This window comes from Variovorax sp. 54, assembly GCF_002754375.1.
Classification (GTDB): domain Bacteria; phylum Pseudomonadota; class Gammaproteobacteria; order Burkholderiales; family Burkholderiaceae_C; genus Variovorax.
This window is the reverse complement of record NZ_PEFF01000001.1, coordinates 6,575,440-6,592,936: the sequence shown is the minus strand read 5'-3', so window position 1 is coordinate 6,592,936 and position 17,497 is coordinate 6,575,440. Positions and strand designations below refer to the sequence as shown.

14 protein-coding genes are annotated in these 17,497 nt (G+C 69.4%); all 14 read left to right on the top strand.

What is annotated here, in order from left to right; translation table 11 throughout:
• Positions 1-28 precede the first annotated feature (28 nt).
• The 14 genes from CLU95_RS30245 (at position 29) to CLU95_RS30180 (ending at position 17,496) form a co-directional block, all read left to right on the top strand.
• Positions 29-1,216, top strand: coding sequence for an MFS transporter (locus CLU95_RS30245; protein ID WP_257214777.1), 1,188 nt, complete (start codon positions 29-31; stop codon positions 1,214-1,216).
• Positions 1,213-1,824, top strand: coding sequence for a pyridoxamine 5'-phosphate oxidase family protein (locus tag CLU95_RS30240; protein WP_099797001.1), 612 nt, complete (start codon positions 1,213-1,215; stop codon positions 1,822-1,824). Before CLU95_RS30245 ends, CLU95_RS30240 begins: the two co-directional genes overlap by 4 nt.
• Before the next feature lie 98 nt (positions 1,825-1,922).
• On the top strand, positions 1,923-3,140 hold the full coding sequence (locus CLU95_RS30235) for a multidrug effflux MFS transporter (protein WP_180288706.1): 1,218 nt from the start codon (positions 1,923-1,925) through the stop codon (positions 3,138-3,140).
• A gap of 1 nt (position 3,141) precedes the next feature.
• A complete protein-coding gene (locus CLU95_RS30230) occupies positions 3,142-4,572 on the top strand; it encodes an MFS transporter (protein ID WP_099796999.1) in 1,431 nt (476 codons plus the stop codon).
• Between the two features lie 20 nt (positions 4,573-4,592).
• Entirely contained in the window at positions 4,593-5,249 is a 657-nt protein-coding gene (locus tag CLU95_RS30225) for a paraquat-inducible protein A (protein ID WP_099796998.1), read from the top strand.
• On the top strand, positions 5,246-5,989 hold the full coding sequence (locus CLU95_RS30220) for a paraquat-inducible protein A (RefSeq protein WP_099796997.1): 744 nt from the start codon (positions 5,246-5,248) through the stop codon (positions 5,987-5,989). The genes CLU95_RS30225 and CLU95_RS30220 overlap by 4 nt, the downstream gene beginning before the upstream one ends.
• Positions 5,986-7,647 (top strand): PqiB family protein, encoded by a 1,662-nt coding sequence (locus tag CLU95_RS30215; protein ID WP_099796996.1) that lies wholly within the window; start codon positions 5,986-5,988, stop codon positions 7,645-7,647. Before CLU95_RS30220 ends, CLU95_RS30215 begins: the two co-directional genes overlap by 4 nt.
• The gene (locus CLU95_RS30210) at positions 7,644-8,270 is read left to right on the top strand and encodes a PqiC family protein (RefSeq protein WP_099796995.1); all 627 of its coding nucleotides are present in this window, start codon (positions 7,644-7,646) and stop codon (positions 8,268-8,270) included. The genes CLU95_RS30215 and CLU95_RS30210 overlap by 4 nt, the downstream gene beginning before the upstream one ends.
• Before the next feature lie 161 nt (positions 8,271-8,431).
• Positions 8,432-10,042, top strand: a complete 1,611-nt coding sequence (locus tag CLU95_RS30205) for an MFS transporter (RefSeq protein WP_099796994.1) — start codon at positions 8,432-8,434, stop codon at positions 10,040-10,042.
• A gap of 19 nt (positions 10,043-10,061) precedes the next feature.
• On the top strand, positions 10,062-11,546 hold the full coding sequence (locus tag CLU95_RS30200) for a flavin-containing monooxygenase (RefSeq protein WP_099796993.1): 1,485 nt from the start codon (positions 10,062-10,064) through the stop codon (positions 11,544-11,546).
• 175 nt (positions 11,547-11,721) lie between these two features.
• Positions 11,722-13,158 (top strand): PAN domain-containing protein, encoded by a 1,437-nt coding sequence (locus tag CLU95_RS30195; RefSeq protein WP_099796992.1) that lies wholly within the window; start codon positions 11,722-11,724, stop codon positions 13,156-13,158.
• Between the two features lie 211 nt (positions 13,159-13,369).
• Positions 13,370-13,879, top strand: coding sequence for an RNA polymerase sigma factor (locus CLU95_RS30190; protein WP_099796991.1), 510 nt, complete (start codon positions 13,370-13,372; stop codon positions 13,877-13,879).
• A gap of 81 nt (positions 13,880-13,960) precedes the next feature.
• Positions 13,961-14,977, top strand: a complete 1,017-nt coding sequence (locus CLU95_RS30185) for a FecR family protein (RefSeq protein WP_099796990.1) — start codon at positions 13,961-13,963, stop codon at positions 14,975-14,977.
• Positions 14,978-15,081: 104 nt separating this feature from the next.
• Complete coding sequence (locus tag CLU95_RS30180) at positions 15,082-17,496, top strand: TonB-dependent siderophore receptor (RefSeq protein WP_099796989.1); 2,415 nt, start codon at positions 15,082-15,084, stop codon at positions 17,494-17,496.
• Position 17,497 lies beyond the last annotated feature (1 nt).

Genomic DNA, 17,497 nt, shown 5'->3' with positions numbered 1-17,497 from the left:
CGGTGCGAGCGGGCACGATACGGGCTCGATGTCCGCTGCACCACCGCCTTCCGCCCCCGCCGTTCCTGTTCGATCCACCGACCAGGATTCCCGCCACGCCGCCATGGCGCTCGGCCTGTCGCTGCCGGCCGATGTGGTGCTCTACCTGCTGCTGCCCATGTACGCGTCGCAGTTCGGCGTCTCGCTGGCCGAGGTCGGCCTGTTGCTGGCGGCCAACCGGCTGGTGCGCATCGCGGGCTACGGCTGGGTGGCGCGTTTCTATGCGCGCCATGGCGACCGGGCGAGCTGCACGCTGGCTGTGGCGGCCGCCGCGTGCTGTGGGCTGGGCTACGCCACGCTCTCGGGTTTCTGGGCACTGCTGCCGCTGCGGTTGACCTGGGGCCTGTGCTTCGCGGCGCTCAACCTGTCGACGCAGGCCCTGGCCACGGCCGACCCGATCGGCGCCGCGCGGCGCAGCGGGCGGTCGCGCGCCTTCATCGCGACCGGCCCGGTGCTGGCGCTGCCGCTCGGCGCGCTGCTGGCGTACACGGTCGGGCCGCGCGCGATCTTCGGCGTGCTGGCGGTGGTGTCGTTGCTCGCGCTGTTCGTCACGCGGCGGCTGCCGTCGAAGCCGCATCACAGCGCAACATCTACGGTCGCGACGCGGCGCTTCTCGCGGCCGAATGCGCTGGACGGCTGGTCCTTCATGGAAGGGCTGGCGCTCGATGGCCTGTTCATCGTGGGCCTGTCGTACCTCGGCAAGGACCTGCTGCCTGGCGGTGCGGTGATCGTGGCCGGCGTTCTGATGGCGCTGCGCTACCTCGCAGAAATCTTTCTCGGGCCTGTGGGCGGGCGCATGGCGGAGCATTTCGGCGCCGAGCGCCTGCTCGTGAGCCTGTCGCTGGTGACGTCGCTCGCGCTCGTGGGCTTCGGCCTGGGCTGGCTATGGAGCTGTGCGGCGCTGATCGTGGTGCTGCGCGCACTGCAGCTGCCGCTCTTGCCGCCCATCGTCGCGCGTCGCACGCCCGGACCGGAGCGCGTGCGGGCGCTCGCGGCCCGCGCGGTCTGGCGCGACATCGGTGCGGGCGCCGGACCCTTGCTGGCCGGCGTGCTGCTGCCCATTGCTTCGCCGCCGTGGATCTACGGCACCGCCGCGCTGCTGCTGGCGGTCGCGGCGCTGGCGTGCGTGCGACGCGCCGCGGCGCCGACCCCGATTCAGGAGAACATCACCCCATGACCACCATCGACACCGTTGCGCAACTCGAAGCCCTGTTCGGCCAGCCGGGCGAGGCCTCGCTCAAGAAAGAGGTGCCGTACCTGCACCCGAGCTACCAGGCGCTGATTGCCGCATCGCCGTTCGCGGTGCTCGCGACCCTCGGCCCCGGCGGGCTCGACGCCTCGCCGCGCGGCGACGCCCCGGGCTTCGTCGCGGTGCAGGACGAGAAGACCTTGCTGCTGCCCGAGCGGCGCGGCAACAACCGCATCGACAGCCTGCGCAACATCGTGGCCGACCCGCGCGTGGCCTTGCTGTTCCTGATTCCGGGCGTGGGCGAGACGCTGCGCGTGAACGGGCGCGCACGTATCAGCGTGGCGCCCGAGTTGCTGGCGCGCTTCGCGGTGGAAGGGCGCGCGCCGCAGTGCGTGATCGAGATCAGCGTCGAGACCGTGTTCTTCCAGTGCGCCCGCGCGATCCAGCGTTCGAAACTCTGGGCGCCGGTGCCGGAGGACGCGCCGCGCACCGTGCCGACGCCGGGCGCCATCCTTTCCGCGCTGACCGATGCGGCCTTCGACGGCGTCACCTACGACCGCGAACTGCCCGCGCGGCAGCGGTCGACGCTGTACTGAACGGGGCGGCGTACCGCCCGGTAGAACGAATGCACTAGCGGCGAAAGCCGCCGACCCCACGCCTGCACCGATTGCGAGCCTTCGCCACAATCGACCCAATGCGTTCTTCTCCGTTCTTCAAAATGGCCCTGTTGTTGGGCCTGCTCTCCGCCATCGGGCCCTTCGCAATCGACATGTACCTCCCGGCTTTGCCCGCCATCGGGCAGAGCCTGCATGCGGACATCGGCGCGGTGCAGATGAGCCTCACCGCCTTCTTCCTGTCGCTCGGCGCGGGGCAGCTGCTCTACGGCCCGATCTCCGACATGGTCGGGCGCAAGCCGCCGCTGTACGCCGGGCTGGTGCTGTTCGCGCTCGCCAGCGTGGGCTGCGCGTTGGCGACCGACATCCAGACGCTGATCGCTCTGCGCTTCGTGCAGGGCCTGGGCGCCGCCGCGGGCATGGCGATTCCGCGCGCCGTGGTGCGCGACCTGCACACCGGCACCGACGCCGCGCGGCTGATGTCTTTGCTGATGCTGGTGTTCAGCGTGTCGCCGATCCTGGCGCCGCTCGCGGGCAGCGTGGTCATCGCCTTCACCGGCTGGCGCGGCGTGTTCTGGGCCGTCACCATCGCCGCGGTGGCGGGCCTGGCCATGATGGTCAAGCTGCTCGACGAAACGCGCCCGGCCTCGGAGCGCGTCGAAAGCAGCCTGGGCAGCGCGCTGTCGGCCTACTGGCTGCTGCTGCGCGACTGGCACTACCTCGGGCTGGTGTTCATCGGCAGCTTCGCCATGGCGGGCTTCTTCACCTACCTGGCGAACTCGTCCTTCGTGATGATCGACCACTACGGCCTGTCGCCCGCGATGTACAGCGTGGCCTTCGGCGTGAACGCGGCGGCCTTCATTGCAGCCTCGCAGTTCACGGGCTCGCTGGGCGAGCGCTACGGGCTGGTCAACCTCGTCAAGTTCGGCGTGGTCTGCTGCGGCGTGGCGATGGTCGCCATGTTCATCTACTTCGCGATGGGCGGCGACAACCTCTGGGTGCTGATCGTCCTGTACTTCATCGCCTCGGGCTTCATGGGCCTCGTGATCCCGACCACCGGCGTGCTCGCGCTCGAGATGCACGGCGCCATCGCCGGCACGGCCTCCGCGCTGCTGGGCACGCTGCAGATGCTGACCGGCGCGCTCGCGATGGCGGTGGTGGGCCTGTTCTCCAACGGCCGTCCGCTGCCGATGGTGGCGGGCATGGCCGCCGGCGCCCTCATCGCGCTGGTGCTGACCTGGCTCACGCTCGGCGGTGTGCGCTCCGAGCCGACCGAGGGCAGGGCGCAAGGGGCCTGACATGACGGCGGCCACAGCAAGCGACGCCAAGCCGCTTCCCCTCGACGGCCTCGCTTCGCCCGCTCGCGGCTGGGCGATGCTGGTCATCATCCTCGGGCTCACGGTGTCGGTGCTCGACGGGACCATCGTCAATCTCGCGCTGCCGGGCATCGCACGCGAGCTGCAGGCCACGCCGGCGCAGGCGATCTGGGTGGTCAACGCCTACCAGATCGCCACGCTGGTGATGCTGCTGCCGCTGGCTTCGCTGGGCGACCTCGTGGGCTACCGGCGCGTGTACCTCGTGGGCATGGCGGTGTTCACCGTCTCCTCGCTGGCCGCGACCTTCGCCAATTCGCTCGGCACGCTGATCGCGTCGCGCGCGCTCCAGGGGCTGGGCGCGGCGGGGATCATGAGCGTCAACGCGGCGCTGGTGCGGCTCACCTACCCGTCGGCGCAGCTGGGCAAGGGCATGGCGATCAACTCGCTGGTGGTCGCCACCTCGTCGGTGGCTGGGCCTTCGGTGGCAGCGGCGATCCTGTCGGTGGCGTCGTGGCCGTGGCTCTTTGCCATCAACGTGCCGCTGGGCATCGTCACCTTTGCGCTGGGCATGCGGGCGTTGCCGTTCAACCGCTCGGCGCCGGCCGCGGGCGCGCGCTTCTCGCTGGTCGACGTGACGCTCAACGTGCTGATGTTCTCGCTGGTCTTCCTCGGCGTGGACCAGCTGGGCGTGCGCGAGGGCGGGGTGCAGGCCACGGGCACGCCGTGGTCGGCCTGGGCCACGCTGGGGGCCGGGCTGGCGGTGGGTTTTGTCTACCTGCGGCGCCAGCGCAAGCTGACGGTGCCGCTGTTCCCCATCGACCTGCTGCGCATTCCGGTGTTCGCGCTGTCGATGGGCACCTCGGTGGCGGCGTTCTGCGCGCAGATGCTGGCCTACATCGCACTGCCGTTCTTGCTGCTCGATGTGTACGGCCGCAGCCACATCGAGGCAGGCCTGCTCATCACCGCGTGGCCGCTGGCCATCGTGGTGATGGCGCCCATCGCCGGCCGGCTGATCGGGCGCTACCCCGACGGGCTGCTGGGCGGCATCGGCCTGGGCCTGCTGGCCACCGGCCTTGCGCTGCTGGCGGCGCTGCCGGCGCACCCGGGCAATGCCGACATCGCCTGGCGCATGGCGCTGTGCGGCCTGGGCTTCGGCCTGTTCCAGTCGCCCAACAACCACACCATCGTGAGCTCGCCGCCGGCGCACCGAAGTGGTGCGGCCAGCGGCATGCTCGGCACGGCGCGGCTCACAGGGCAGACGCTGGGGGCCGTGGTGCTGGCGGCGGTGTTCAGCATCTGGAGCCCACACGGCGGACACGGTCCGGTGGTGGCGCTGGTGCTGGCGGCGGGCTGCGCGGCGGTGGCTGCGGTTTTCAGCAGTCTGCGGCTGAAGACGACAAGCCCGCACGCCTGAATAAGGTAGGGTACGGCCTCATGAAGGAAGTACCTGACACCGTGGTGTGCCCGGGCTGCGACGCGGTCTATGCGCGCACGCCGCTGGCGCCGCGCGACGTGGCCGAGTGCCCGCGCTGCGGCACCGAGCTCGACCGGCACCCGGGCGCGCAGCAGCGGCGCATCCTGCCGCTGACGGTCGCGAGCCTGATCATGTTCGCCATTGCCAACCTGTTTCCCATCGTCGAGATCGAGCTGCAGGGCCTGCGCAGCCAGACCACGCTGGCCGGTGCGGTGGTGGTGCTGAGCGCCGAGGGCATGTCGCCGGTGGCGCTGCTGGTGCTGGCCACGACCATCCTGTTTCCGCTGCTGCAGCTGTGCATCCTGGCCTACCTGCTGGTGCCGCTGGCCCGCGCGCACCGGCCCTGGGGGTTCGCGATGCTGGTGCGCATGATGCAGTCGCTGCGGCCCTGGGGAATGATCGAGGTGTTCCTGCTCGGCGTGCTGGTGGCGATCGTCAAGCTGTCGAGCATGGCGACGGTGGTGCCGGGACCGGCGCTGTGGGCCTTCGTGGCGCTCACCGTGACGCTCACGGCGGTGCTGTCGTTCAACCCCGGTGCGTTCTGGGAAATGACCTTCCGCCAGGCCGATGAGGAAGACGCACAAGCGGATGCAGAAGCGCCGGAGGTGCGCGCATGAACGTGCGCGGGCTGCCCGCCCGCCTGGCCTCGGCGCGCCCTTGGGAGGCGCAGGCCGACGACGACCATGACCACGCAAACCCGGTGCCGACGGCCGCCGGGCTCGGCCTGCACGTCTGCACGCACTGCACCGCTGTCTGGCGCGATGCGGAAGAGGGCGAGGCCTGCGCCCGCTGCGGCACGCGCCTGCACACGCGCAAGCCGCAGAGCCTGAACCGCACCTGGGCCTTCCTCATCGCGGCCTGCATCATGTACATCCCGGCCAACCTGCTGCCGGTGATGATCACGCGCACGCTGTTCGGTGCGCAGTACGACACCATCCTGAGCGGCGTCATCTATTTCTGGGTGTCGGGCGCGTGGGGGCTGGCGGCCATCGTGTTCATCGCGAGCTTCCTGGTGCCGCTGTTCAAGCTGGCGGTACTGCTCTTGCTTGTGGTGCTGGCGCAGCGGCGCAGCAACTGGCGCCGGCGCGAGCGGGCCAAGCTGTATCACATCATCGAGATCATCGGACGCTGGTCGATGCTCGATGTGTTCGTTGTGTCGCTGCTGACCGGGCTGGTGCAGATCCAGGGCTTCGCGGTCATCACCGCGGGCGTGGGCATTGCAGCCTTCGGTGCGGTGGTGGTGCTGACCATGCTGGCCTCGCTGAGCTTCGACCCGCGCCTGACGTGGGACGGCCCGGTGCCGCAAGCCGACACGGACGCAACCGAATTTGAAAGCAGGGAAGAAAAAATCGCATGAGTGACGAAGACACGCAACCGCAAGACCGTCCGGCAGCGTCGGCCCCGCCCGCGCTGCCGAAACCGAAAGTGGCGCGCCGCCGCGAGTGGCTGCCCTCGCTGATCTGGCTGATTCCCATCGTCGCCGCGCTGGTCGGCGTGACGCTGGTGGCCAAGATCCTCATGGGGCGCGGCCCCGAGATCGTGCTCACCTTCAAGACGGCCGAGGGCCTCGAAGCCGGCAAGACCGCCGTGAAATACAAGGACGTGCAGATCGGCCTCGTGCAGAGCCTTCGGCTGGCGCGCGACCGCTCGCACGTGCGCGTGCTGGTGCAGCTCAACAAGGACGCCGAGGGCTTCACCTCGACCGACTCGCGCTACTGGGTGGTGCGGCCCCGGCTCGACACTTCGGGCATCTCGGGCCTGGGCACGCTGCTGTCGGGCGCCTACATCGGCGCCGACGCGGGCGTCGAGAAAGAAACCTCGGGCGAATTCACCGGCCTCGAAGTGCCGCCCATCGTCACGCGCGGCGACTCGGGCCAGCAGTTCTTGCTGCGTGCGCGCGACGTGGGCTCGCTCGACGTCGGTTCGCCCGTGTACTTCCGGCGCATCAAGGTCGGGCAGGTCGCGGCCTACGAACTCGACGGCGACGGCCGCGGCGTCACGCTGCGGGTGTTCGTGAACGCGCCGTACGACAAGTTCGTCGGCATGAACACGCGCTTCTGGCCCGCCAGCGGCATCGACGCGCAGCTGAGCGCCAGCGGCTTCACGCTGCGCACGCAATCGCTGGCGACCATCCTGCTCGGCGGCATCGCCTTCCAGGCGCCCGACGACGCCATGGGCCCGCTGGCCAAGGAGAACACGGCCTTCGTGCTGGCGCAGGACGAAACCTCCGCCATGAAGGAGCCCGACGGCCCTTCGCAGACGCTGCTGATGTACTTCAACCAGTCGCTGCGCGGCCTCACGCCGGGCGCGCCGGTCGACTTCCGCGGCGTGGTGCTGGGCGAGGTGAAATCCATCGGCGTCGAGTTCGACCGCGCCGAGCGCGAGTTCCGCATGCCGGTGCTGGTGCAGATCTACCCCGACCGTCTGCGCCGCCGCGAGAGCGGTGCCGGTGCGCAGGAGACGGAGTCGCGCGCGACGCAGCAGGAGCGGCTGCGCTTCCTGACCGAGAAGGGCCTGCGCGCCCAGCTGCGCAACGGCAACCTGCTGACCGGCCAGGTCTACGTGGCGCTCGACTTCTTCCCGAAGGCGCCGCCCGCGAAGATCGACCTGTCGAAGAGCCCGATCGAGCTGCCGACCATCGCCAACGGCCTGGATGAAATCCAGACGCAGGTGCAGGAAATCGCCACCAAGCTCAACAAGGTGCCGTATGAGCAGATCGCCGGCGACCTGCGCACCACGCTGGCCACGCTCAACAAGACGCTCGCCAGCACCGAGCAGACCGTGAACCGCATCAACACCGACGTGACGCCCGAGCTGGCCGCGGCCATGAAGGACGTGCGCAAGACCGTCAACTCGGCCGAACGCACGCTGGCCGACGACTCGCCGCTGCAGCAGGACATGCGCCAGACCTTGCGCGAGCTGACGCGCGCCGCAGGCTCGGTGCGCATCCTGACCGACTACCTCGAACGCCATCCCGAATCGCTGCTGCGCGGCAAACCGGACGACAAGAAATGAAGACGACGACCTTCGCTCTCGCGTGTGCCGCCGCGCTGGTGGTGCTGACAGGCTGCGCGAGCAAGCCCGACAGCTACTACACGCTGGCCAGCCCGCCCGCGCTCACCGACGCGGCGCCTCGCGTTCCCAATGCGGCGTCGCCGATGTACATCGAGCTCGCCCCCGTGGCCGTGCCCGAGCGGCTCGCACGCCCGCAGATGGTGGTGCGCCGCCCGACCGGCGGCGTGCAGGTCGACGTGCTCGAGCAGCACCGCTGGGCCTCGTCGTTCGAGAACGAGCTGCGCGATGCGCTCGGCAGCGGCATCGCCGGCCGGCTCGGCGCACTCGACGTGACGCAGGGCGGCCGCCAGACCTCGCAGCCCGTGTGGCGCGTCGCGGTGCAGGTGCGCCAGTTCGACCTGGTGGACGGCGGGCGCGTGGACGCCGGCTTCAGCTGGACGCTGCGCCGTTCCGACGAAGCGCGCACGGTGGTGTGCCGGCTCGACGCGGGCGAGGCGACCGGCAGCGGCATGGATGCGTTGGCGCAGGGCGCGCAGCGCGTGACGGCGGCGGCAGCCGCGGCCATGGCACGCAGTGTGAGTGCGGCGCAGGCCAACCCGGGCGCGACGGCGTGCGCGATCTGACGCTTTGTTTTTGTCTTTCTCCCTCCCCCTCTGGGGGAGGGCAGGGGTGGGGGCGCGGCGGCGCTCGAAAGCACATGGCGTCCAGTTGGCAGATGCCCCCATCCCAACCTTCCCCCAAAGGGGGAAGGAGCCACACCGGCAACCCCTGAACCGGAGGCCCCATGGCACAGATCGGCAAGGCGCCCTGCGACGACACGCTGATCCTGCATGGGGCGAATCCACCCACGGAAGAGGGCGTCTGCCCCGAAGCTTCGAAGCCCTGGGTGCTCGCCGCGGCCATCGTCGGCTCGAGCATGGCCTTCATCGACGGCACCGTGGTCAACGTTGCCTTGCCTGCCATCCAGGCCGACCTGCACGCCACGGCCTTCCAGGCGCAATGGGTGGTCGAGTCGTATGCCCTGTTGCTCGCGGCGCTGCTGCTGGTGGGCGGCGCGCTCGGCGACCGCTACGGACGGCGGCGCATCTTTGCCATCGGCGTCGTCGTGTTCGCCCTGTCGTCGGTGGGCTGCGCGCTCGCGGCCGACGTGCAGCAGCTCATCGCCGCACGCGCGGTTCAGGGCATCGGCGGCGCGCTGCTGGTGCCGGGCAGCCTGGCGCTCATCAGCGCCGCCTTTCCCGAGAAGGAGCGCGGCAAGGCCATCGGCACCTGGTCGGGCTTCAGCGGCATCACGGCGGCGGTGGGGCCGGTGCTGGGTGGCTTTCTCGTCGATCACTTCTCGTGGATCTGGGCCTTTCTCATCAACGTGCCGATGGCGCTGCTCGTGCTGTGGATCGTGCGCCGTCACGTGCCCGAGAGCAAAGGCGCTGCGGCGCGCGGCGGGCTCGACCTGTGGGGCGCGCTGCTGGCAACCGCCGGGCTGGGTGGCATCGTCTATGCCTTCATCGAGGCGCCGACGCAGAGCTGGCGTTCGCCGGCCGTGCTTGCGGCGCTGGCCATCGGTGTCGTGGGCAGCGTGGGCTTCGTCATCGCCGAACGCCGGGCGCGCACGCCGATGCTGCCGCTGTCGCTGCTGCGCATCGGCAACTTCAGCGGTGCGAACCTGCTGACGCTGCTGCTGTATGCGGCGCTGGGCGGCGGGCTGTATTTCTTTCCGCTCAACCTGATCCAGGTGCAGGGCTACTCGGCCACGGTGGCGGGCGCAGCGCTGCTGCCGTTCATCTTTCTCATGTTCGCGCTCTCGGGCTGGGCCGGGCAACTGGTCGACCGCTTCGGGCCGCGCCTGCCGCTGGTCATCGGGCCGGCCATCGCGGCCGTGGGCTTTGCGCTGTTCGCGCTGCCTGGCGTGGGCGCGAGCTACTGGAGCGGCTTTCTGCCCGCTGTGGTGGTGCTGGGCTTCGGCATGACGGTGACGGTCGCGCCGCTCACCACCACGGTCATGAACGCCGTGGGGCCTGACCTTGCGGGCGTGGCTTCGGGCGTGAACAACGCGGTGTCGCGCGCGGCGGCGGTGCTGGCGATTGCGGTGTTCGGCGCCATCATGGCCTGGGCCTTCGACGCGGCGCTGGCCGAGCGGCTGCAGGCGATGGGCGCGTCGGACGAGGTGCGATCTTTTCTTGCGGCCGAGCGCGACCGATTGGCAGCGGCCGGCGCGCCGCCGGGGGCCGATGCGGCCACCGTTGCCGCCGTGAAGCGTGCCGTGGCCGAATCTTTCGTCGCGGGCTTCCGCTGGGTGATGCTGCTGAGCGCCGGCCTGGCCGTGCTGAGTGCGGTGAGCGCCTGGCTGATGATCCGCCGCACGCCCACGGACAACCCGGACAACAACAAGCCATGAGCCAGGAGACAAGCCCCCGATGCAAGCAGAACAACCGGCCGACGCGCCGCCGCACGTCGATGTCCTGATCGTCGGCGCCGGCCTCTCCGGCATCGGCGCCGCCTGCCACCTGCAGGCGCAGTGCCCGGGCCGCAGCTACGCGATCCTCGAAGGGCGTGAACGCAGCGGCGGCACCTGGGACCTGTTCCGCTACCCCGGCGTGCGTTCCGACTCCGACATGTACACGCTGGGCTACGTGTTCCGCCCATGGACGCAGGCCAAGGCGATCGCCGACGGTCCGTCGATCCTGCAGTACGTGCGCGACACCGCGCGCCAGCACGGCGTGGACGACAAGATCCACTACCAGCACCGCGTGGTGCGCGCCGCCTGGTCGAGCGCCGACGCCTGCTGGACGGTCGATGTGGAGCAGGGCCCCGACAAACAGCTCGTGCAGTGGCGCTGCAACTTCCTGTTCCTGTGCAGCGGCTACTACCGCTACGAAGCGGGCTACACGCCCGACTTCGCCGGCATGGCCGACTTCAAGGGCCGCATCGTCCATCCGCAGCACTGGCCCGCCGACCTGGACCACGGCGGCCAGCGCGTGGTCGTGATCGGCAGCGGCGCCACCGCGATGACGCTGGTGCCCGCCATGGCAAAGACCGCCGAGCACGTCACGCTGCTGCAGCGCTCGCCGACCTATGTGGTGGCGCGCCCCGCCGAAGACCCGATTGCCAACCGCTTGCGGCGCCTGCTGCCGGCGATGGCCGCGTACCGCCTCACGCGCTGGAAGAACGTGACGCTCGGCATGTTGTTCTTCCGCCTCGCGCGGCGCAAGCCGGCGCGCGTCAAGCGCATGCTGCTGGGCGGCGTGCGCCACGCACTCGGGCCAGGCTACGACGTCGCCACGCACTTCACGCCGCGCTACAACCCGTGGGACCAGCGCCTGTGCCTCGTGCCCGACGGCGACCTGTTCGCCGCGCTCAACGCAGGGCGCGCATCGATGGTCACGGACCACATCGACACCTTCACGCCCAGTGGCCTGCGCCTGAAGTCGGGCCGCGAACTGGAGGCCGACATCATCGTCACCGCCACCGGCCTCGAGCTGCAGGTGCTCGGCGGCATCGAACTGAGCGTGGACGGCCGCCGCATCGACCCTGCCGGCACCTTCAACTACAAGGGAATGATGTACAGCGACGTGCCCAACCTGGCCTCGTCCTTCGGCTACACCAACGCCTCGTGGACGCTCAAGTGCGACCTGACCTGCGCCTACGTCTGCCGGCTCTTGAATCACATGCAGAAGCACGGCTGGCGGCAATGCACGCCGCACAACGCCGGCCCCGATCTGTCGCCCGAACCCTGGGTCGATTTCAGCTCGGGCTACGTGCAGCGCTCGCTCGACAAGTTTCCGAAACAAGGCGCGCACACGCCGTGGAAGCTGCACCAGAACTACCTGCGCGACATCCTCCTGCTGCGCCTCGGGCGCGTGGACGATGGGGTGATGGCGTTCTCGAATCGCACGCGATAGCGGCCGTTTCGTGACACGGCGATGTATAGCTCTGCTCAATACAACATCGAAGATTTTTGAATTGGATCGATGGCAGGCGGCGGTGATTTACTCCGCCCGGCGTTGCACTCACTCTGCAAAAGACAGTGAGGCAGCTCCCGGGAATCACCCCACGACCCTGTGATGAGGAGACCTCATGAAGTCATCGATCCGTGCATCCCTGGCGGGCCTGCTGTTCGCAGCGCTTGCGGGCCATGCAAGCGCCGCTTCGCTGGACGCTTTCGCGACCACACCCAACGCGGCCATCTCCGGCAACAACATCGAGAACCTGACGCAGTCGACGCCCGAGATGTGCGCGTGGGCCTGCCTGGGCGCGCCACGCGGCGCCTGGTGCGTCTCGTTCGACTACAACAAAACGAACCAGAGTTGCGACCTGAGCGACAAGCGCGCCGCCGACGTGGGCGGGCTGAAGACCGACTACCCCGGCAACCCCTATGACCACTACAGCCTCAAGCCCGATCCGCTGAAGCCCTTTGCGCACACGGCCAATGCGGCCATCAGCGGCTACAACACCGAAGCCCTGCAGTCCGTGACGCCCGCCGACTGCGCCAACGCCTGCACCGACGCGAGCCGCTCGTCGTGGTGCAAGTCCTTCGACTACAACAAGACCCAGCAGCGCTGCGACCTGAGCGACAAGCGCGCCGGCGACATCGGCGGCCTGAAGACCGACTACGCCGGCAACCCCTACGACCACTATTCGCTGATTGCGGGCGACGGCGTTCCCAATCCTGTGCCCGGCAACAAGCACATCCTGCTGATCGGCATCGACGGCCTGCGCGGCGACGCCATCCAGTGCGCCGGCTGCGTGCAGACGCCGGCGATGTCGGCGCTGATTGCCGGCGGTGCCTTCCACGGCAACGTGCTGGCGGGCGGCACCAAGCAGGCGACCGTGAGCGGACCCGGCTGGTCGTCGGTGTTCACCGGCTTCTGGGCCGACAAGCACGGCGTGACCTCGAACACCACCACGCTGCCGCTGAAGAAGACGCACGTGTTCGACCAGATCAAGGCGGCCTGGCCGACGGCCACGACCGCGGTGGTGGGCGACTGGTTCAACATCACCCACAACCTGCGCCCGGCCCTGGCCGACTTCGTGGTCGCCAACGCGGCCAAGAACTCGCAGCAGGCCACCGATGCGGTGAAAGGCTGGCTGAGCTGGAAGAACCCGCCGACGGCCATCTTCTATTACCTGCACAACGTCGACGTCCACGCGCCGAGCTACGACCCGCTCAATGCTTTCTACCAAGGCAAGATCGCCGGCGAAGACCAGCAGATCCAGCAGGTGCTCACGGCGCTCACGTCGCGGCCGAACTACGCGAATGAAGAATGGCTGATCGTCGTCACCTCCGACCACGGCGGCACCGGCAGCAGCCACGGCGGGCAGACGGCGGCCGAACGCAGCACGCTGCTGATCCTGAACAATAACCACCAGAACCCACTCAAGCCCAGCTACTGCCTGGGCAACCTCGGGGGTACCGCATTGACGCAGGTGGACGGCACGACGCCGCACATCCTGGACTTCCTGGGCCTGCCGAACACCACCGAGGGGCAGAAGCACCCGGCGTGCGGGAACTGAGGGCAGGCCAATTCGAGAGGCGCCGAAGAGGAGGGTAGCCCGCGCGCATGCCGTCCATGGCAAGCGAAATGCCTACCCTTCGGCGATCGGCCGGTTGAACCCGCAGATAATCCTGCGGTTTTCACGTTTTTGAATCTCTCAGGTAGCCACGCCGTGTCGAAGCCAACCTGCCCCTGGACTTCGACCTGCCTTTTCCGGCTGTGGTGCGCCTGTGTTCGAACACTATTACCGCGAGCTGCTGAGCTTTCTGTCCCGCAAGGTACCCGACCGCGCCACCGCGGCCGACCTGGCGCAGGAGAGCTACGTGCGGGTGTACGAAGCGCAGCGCACCGGCAGCGTGGTGCGCGACCCGCGCGCGCTGCTGTACCGCACGGCCCGCAACCTCGTCACCGACCACCACCGCCGCACCAGCGTGCGCGCGGGCGGCGACACGGCAGCGCCGGATGAGGCACCACCCGACGCCGACGACTGCATCGGTCCCCAGACCTTCGAGCCCGACGCCATCCTGTCGTCCAGCCAGGGCATGGCGGCCATGGTCGAGACCATCGACCGGCTGCCCCCTCGCTGCCGCGAAGCCTTCGTGCTCTACAAGTTCGACGGGCTCTCATACGCCGAGGTGGCTGCGCGCATGGGCATTTCGGTGCGCACGGTCGAGATGCAGCTGCGCATCGCGATGGAGGCGTGCTGGGCGTGCCTGGAGCGAACCCGTGGTTCGCAGTGAGCTGAGAGCCCACAGAACACGCCCCATTACAGGGTTTGACCACGCTCGTGCGTCTACCCCCATAAGAACGATTCCCACGCCATGACCCCAACGTCACCACCGTCCGAAGAAGCCCTGCGCCTGCGACAGGACGTGCTGGACTGGTTCGTCCGCCGCCAGCGTGCGCACTGGGGCGCATCCGACGAACACGCGTTCCAGGCCTGGCTCAGCGCCGATGCGCGCCATAGCGCGGCCTTTCGCGAATGGGAGTCGCGCTGGCGCGCCTTCGACGCGATCGCGCCCGAAACGGTCGCGGGCTGGCGCAGCGGCTTCGAGGGCCGCGCGCCCGCCACGCCCACGCGCCGTGGTTTCCTGAAACCGGCGTTCGTGCTGGCCGCCTCCGGCATGGCGGTCGGTGCCGGCTACCTCGGGTGGCGCGAGGTGCAAAGTCAGCCCGTGTTCGAACAGGCCTTCGCCACCCGGCGCGGCCAGCAGCTCGAAGCACCGCTGCCCGAGGGCTCCCGGCTGCGGCTGGACACCGCCACCCGCCTCGAAGTGCGCCTGTTCCGCGACCGCCGCGAGGTGACGCTGATCGACGGGCAGGCGGTCTTCGCCGTGCAGTCCGATGCGAAACGTCCCTTCGACGTGCTGGCCGGTCCGCTGCGTGTGCGCGTGGTCGGCACGCGTTTTGCCGTGCGGCACACCCCCGGCATGCCGGGCGCCGACGGCACGCGGGTGTCGGTCGAAGAGGGCAAGGTGCGCGTGGTGCGCCGGGCGCCGGATGCGACCAGCGAAGTCTTTCTCATCGCCGGCCGGCAGGTGGAAAGCGACGCGCAGGGCCGGTTCTCCGCCGTCTCGGCCGTGCCGCGCGACGGCATCGCGCCCTGGCGCGATCACCGCCTGAGCTTCGTCGACACGCCGCTGGCCCGCGCGCTGGCCGAACTGGAGCGCTACGGCAGCACCGGCCTGGTGGTGAACGACCCGGCCGTGGCGGCGCTGCGCCTGAGCGGCACCTTCGATCCGCGGGACGCGCGCACGCTGCGGCGCGCCCTGGCCAGCGCCTTGCCGGTGCGGCTGAAGGAAGCCGGCCCGGTCGCGGAGCTCGTGCCCGCCCCCTAAAACAAAAGAACCCAAAAATTTTTCGCCGGCACTACGGGGATTCCGCCGGCTCGTGCGTCAGCCCAGATAGGAACCATTTGCATTCACTACCTGGAAGACGTTCGATGACGAAGCGCTTGATAACAAAGATGACACCCGCGCCGCTGGCCCTGGCCGTTGCATTGGCCCTGGCGAATGCGCCGTTGCTGGCCCGGGCGCAGGGTGCGCCCCAGCCGATCCGCATCGCCGCCCAGCCGCTGGCCGAGGCGCTGAACGACTGGGCGCGGCAGACCCGCATCCAGCTGGTCGTGCAGCAGAGCCTGGTCGCGGGCAAGACCGCGCCCGCCATCTCGGGCAGCCTCACGGCCCGGCAGGCGCTCGACCGGCTCCTGGCCGGCACCGGCCTGGCGGCCACGATGGAAGGCAATGCGGCGGTCATCAAGACCGCGCCGGCCACGGGCGGCACCTCGACGCTGCCGGCCGTGAACGTCATCGCCGACGGCGAGGAAAGCGCCACGGGCCGGGTGCAGGGCTACGTCGCCAAGCGCAGCGCCACCGGCACCAAGACCGACACGCCGATCATCGAGACGCCGCAGTCGATCTCGGTGATCACGGCCGACCGCATCGAGGCCATCGGCGCCACCAACCTCAAGGACGCGCTGGGCTACACGCCGGGCGTGTCGACCACCACCTACGGCGCCGATTCGCGCTACGACTGGATCTCGCTGCGCGGCTTCGACGCGTATTCACCGGGCTTCTATCTCGACGGCCTGCCGCTGCGCAACAACAGCACCTGGGGCGTGTGGCGCACCGAGAACTACGGCGCCGAGCGCATCGAGCTGCTGCGCGGTCCGTCGTCGGTGCTGTACGGCATGAGCGGCCCCGGCGGGGTGGTGAACGTGGTCAGCAAGCGCCCCACGGCGGAGCCCGTGCGCGAGCTGCAGCTGCAGGTGGGCGACCACGCCCGCAAGCAGGTGTCGGGCGACTTCTCGGGCGCGCTGGATGCCGACGGCAAGGTGCTCTATCGCATCACCGGGCTGCTGCGCGATGCGCAACTGCCGGCGGCCAAGGAGGCCGACGACCGCACCTACATCGCACCGTCGCTCACCTGGAAGCCGTCGAGCGACACCACGCTCACGCTGCTGTCGCAGTTCACCCGCACGCGCGCCGGCGTCTACACGCGCGCGCGGCCGCAGGTCGGCTCGCTCGATGCGACGGCGATCGGCACCACCATTCCGTCGACACTGTTCGTCGGCGAGCCCGGCTTCGACCGCTTCAATCAAGACCAGGAAATGGTCGGCTACCAGTTCGAGCACCGCATCAACGACACCTTCACGGTGCGGCAGAACGCGCGCTACGCGCACCAGAAGCTCGACTACACGGGCACGCAGCTGCGGGGCTTCATGGCGCTGAACCCCGAGGTGCCGAACGACCCACACAACTTCCAGCAGATGTCGCGCAGCGTGTTCGGCAGCCGCGAGAACATCGGCGCCGTGGCGCTGGACAACCAGCTGCAGGCCGACTTCCGCCTGGGCGAGACGCAGCACAAGGTGCTGGTCGGACTGGACTACCAGCGCACGCGCATCGACCAGGTCACCTTCAGCGGCGGCAGCGCCTCGCCGCTGAACATCTATGCGCCGCGCTACGGCGGCCCGATCGCGCTGCCCGAGCCGTACTTCAACGGCATCACCCGGCTCACGCAGACCGGCGTCTACCTGCAGGACCAGATCAAGTGGGGCGACCGCTGGACGCTGACGGTGGGCGGGCGCTACGACACCGCCGACAGCACGGTGGACAGCCGCATCGACGGCTCGCGCCAGCGCATCCGCGACCACAAGTTCACCAGCCGGGCCGGCCTGGTCTACCTGCACCCGAGCGGCTGGGCGCCGTACCTGAGCTACTCGGAGTCGTTCGCGCCCACGGCCACCATCGACCCGGTGTCGGGCGACCCGTTCAAGCCTGAAAGCGGCAAGCAATACGAGGCGGGCGTGCGCTACCAGCCCACGGGCAGCAAGGCGATGTACAGCGCCGCCATCTTCGACCTGCGGCGCAAGAACTACATCAGCTACGACGGCGAGTTCATGCCCAAGCAGACGGGTGAGATCTCGGTGCGTGGCCTGGAGCTCGAGGCCACGGCCGAGATTGCTTCGCGCCTGAACCTCACGGCCTCGTACAGCTACACGCCGCGCGCCATCGTCACGGCCAGCGCCAACACGAAAGAGATCGGCAGGCAGGCCACGGCCGTGCCGCGCCACCGGCTGTCGGTGTGGGCGGACTACCGCTTTGCCAGCGGCGTGAAGGTGGGGCTGGGCGCGCGCTACACGGGGTCGAACTACGGCGACGGCGAAGCCGCCTGGCCCAGCAAGGTGCCTGCGTCGACGGTGTTCGACGCCATGCTCGGCTACGACATCGACCGCTGGAGCCTGGCCCTGAACCTGCGCAACCTCACCAACAAGACCTACCTGGCCAACTGCGGCTACCGCAACTGCTACTACGGCTATCCGCGCACGGCGACGGCCACGGCGACTTACCGCTGGTAGC

Coding starts and splice junctions, on each gene's coding strand:
- CLU95_RS30245 (WP_257214777.1), top strand. CDS start 29: ATGTCCGCTGCACCACCGCCTTCCGCCCCCGCCGTTCCTGTTCGATCC.
- CLU95_RS30240 (WP_099797001.1), top strand. CDS start 1,213: ATGACCACCATCGACACCGTTGCGCAACTCGAAGCCCTGTTCGGCCAG.
- CLU95_RS30235 (WP_180288706.1), top strand. CDS start 1,923: ATGCGTTCTTCTCCGTTCTTCAAAATGGCCCTGTTGTTGGGCCTGCTC.
- CLU95_RS30230 (WP_099796999.1), top strand. CDS start 3,142: ATGACGGCGGCCACAGCAAGCGACGCCAAGCCGCTTCCCCTCGACGGC.
- CLU95_RS30225 (WP_099796998.1), top strand. CDS start 4,593: ATGAAGGAAGTACCTGACACCGTGGTGTGCCCGGGCTGCGACGCGGTC.
- CLU95_RS30220 (WP_099796997.1), top strand. CDS start 5,246: ATGAACGTGCGCGGGCTGCCCGCCCGCCTGGCCTCGGCGCGCCCTTGG.
- CLU95_RS30215 (WP_099796996.1), top strand. CDS start 5,986: ATGAGTGACGAAGACACGCAACCGCAAGACCGTCCGGCAGCGTCGGCC.
- CLU95_RS30210 (WP_099796995.1), top strand. CDS start 7,644: ATGAAGACGACGACCTTCGCTCTCGCGTGTGCCGCCGCGCTGGTGGTG.
- CLU95_RS30205 (WP_099796994.1), top strand. CDS start 8,432: ATGGCACAGATCGGCAAGGCGCCCTGCGACGACACGCTGATCCTGCAT.
- CLU95_RS30200 (WP_099796993.1), top strand. CDS start 10,062: ATGCAAGCAGAACAACCGGCCGACGCGCCGCCGCACGTCGATGTCCTG.
- CLU95_RS30195 (WP_099796992.1), top strand. CDS start 11,722: ATGAAGTCATCGATCCGTGCATCCCTGGCGGGCCTGCTGTTCGCAGCG.
- CLU95_RS30185 (WP_099796990.1), top strand. CDS start 13,961: ATGACCCCAACGTCACCACCGTCCGAAGAAGCCCTGCGCCTGCGACAG.
- CLU95_RS30180 (WP_099796989.1), top strand. CDS start 15,082: ATGACGAAGCGCTTGATAACAAAGATGACACCCGCGCCGCTGGCCCTG.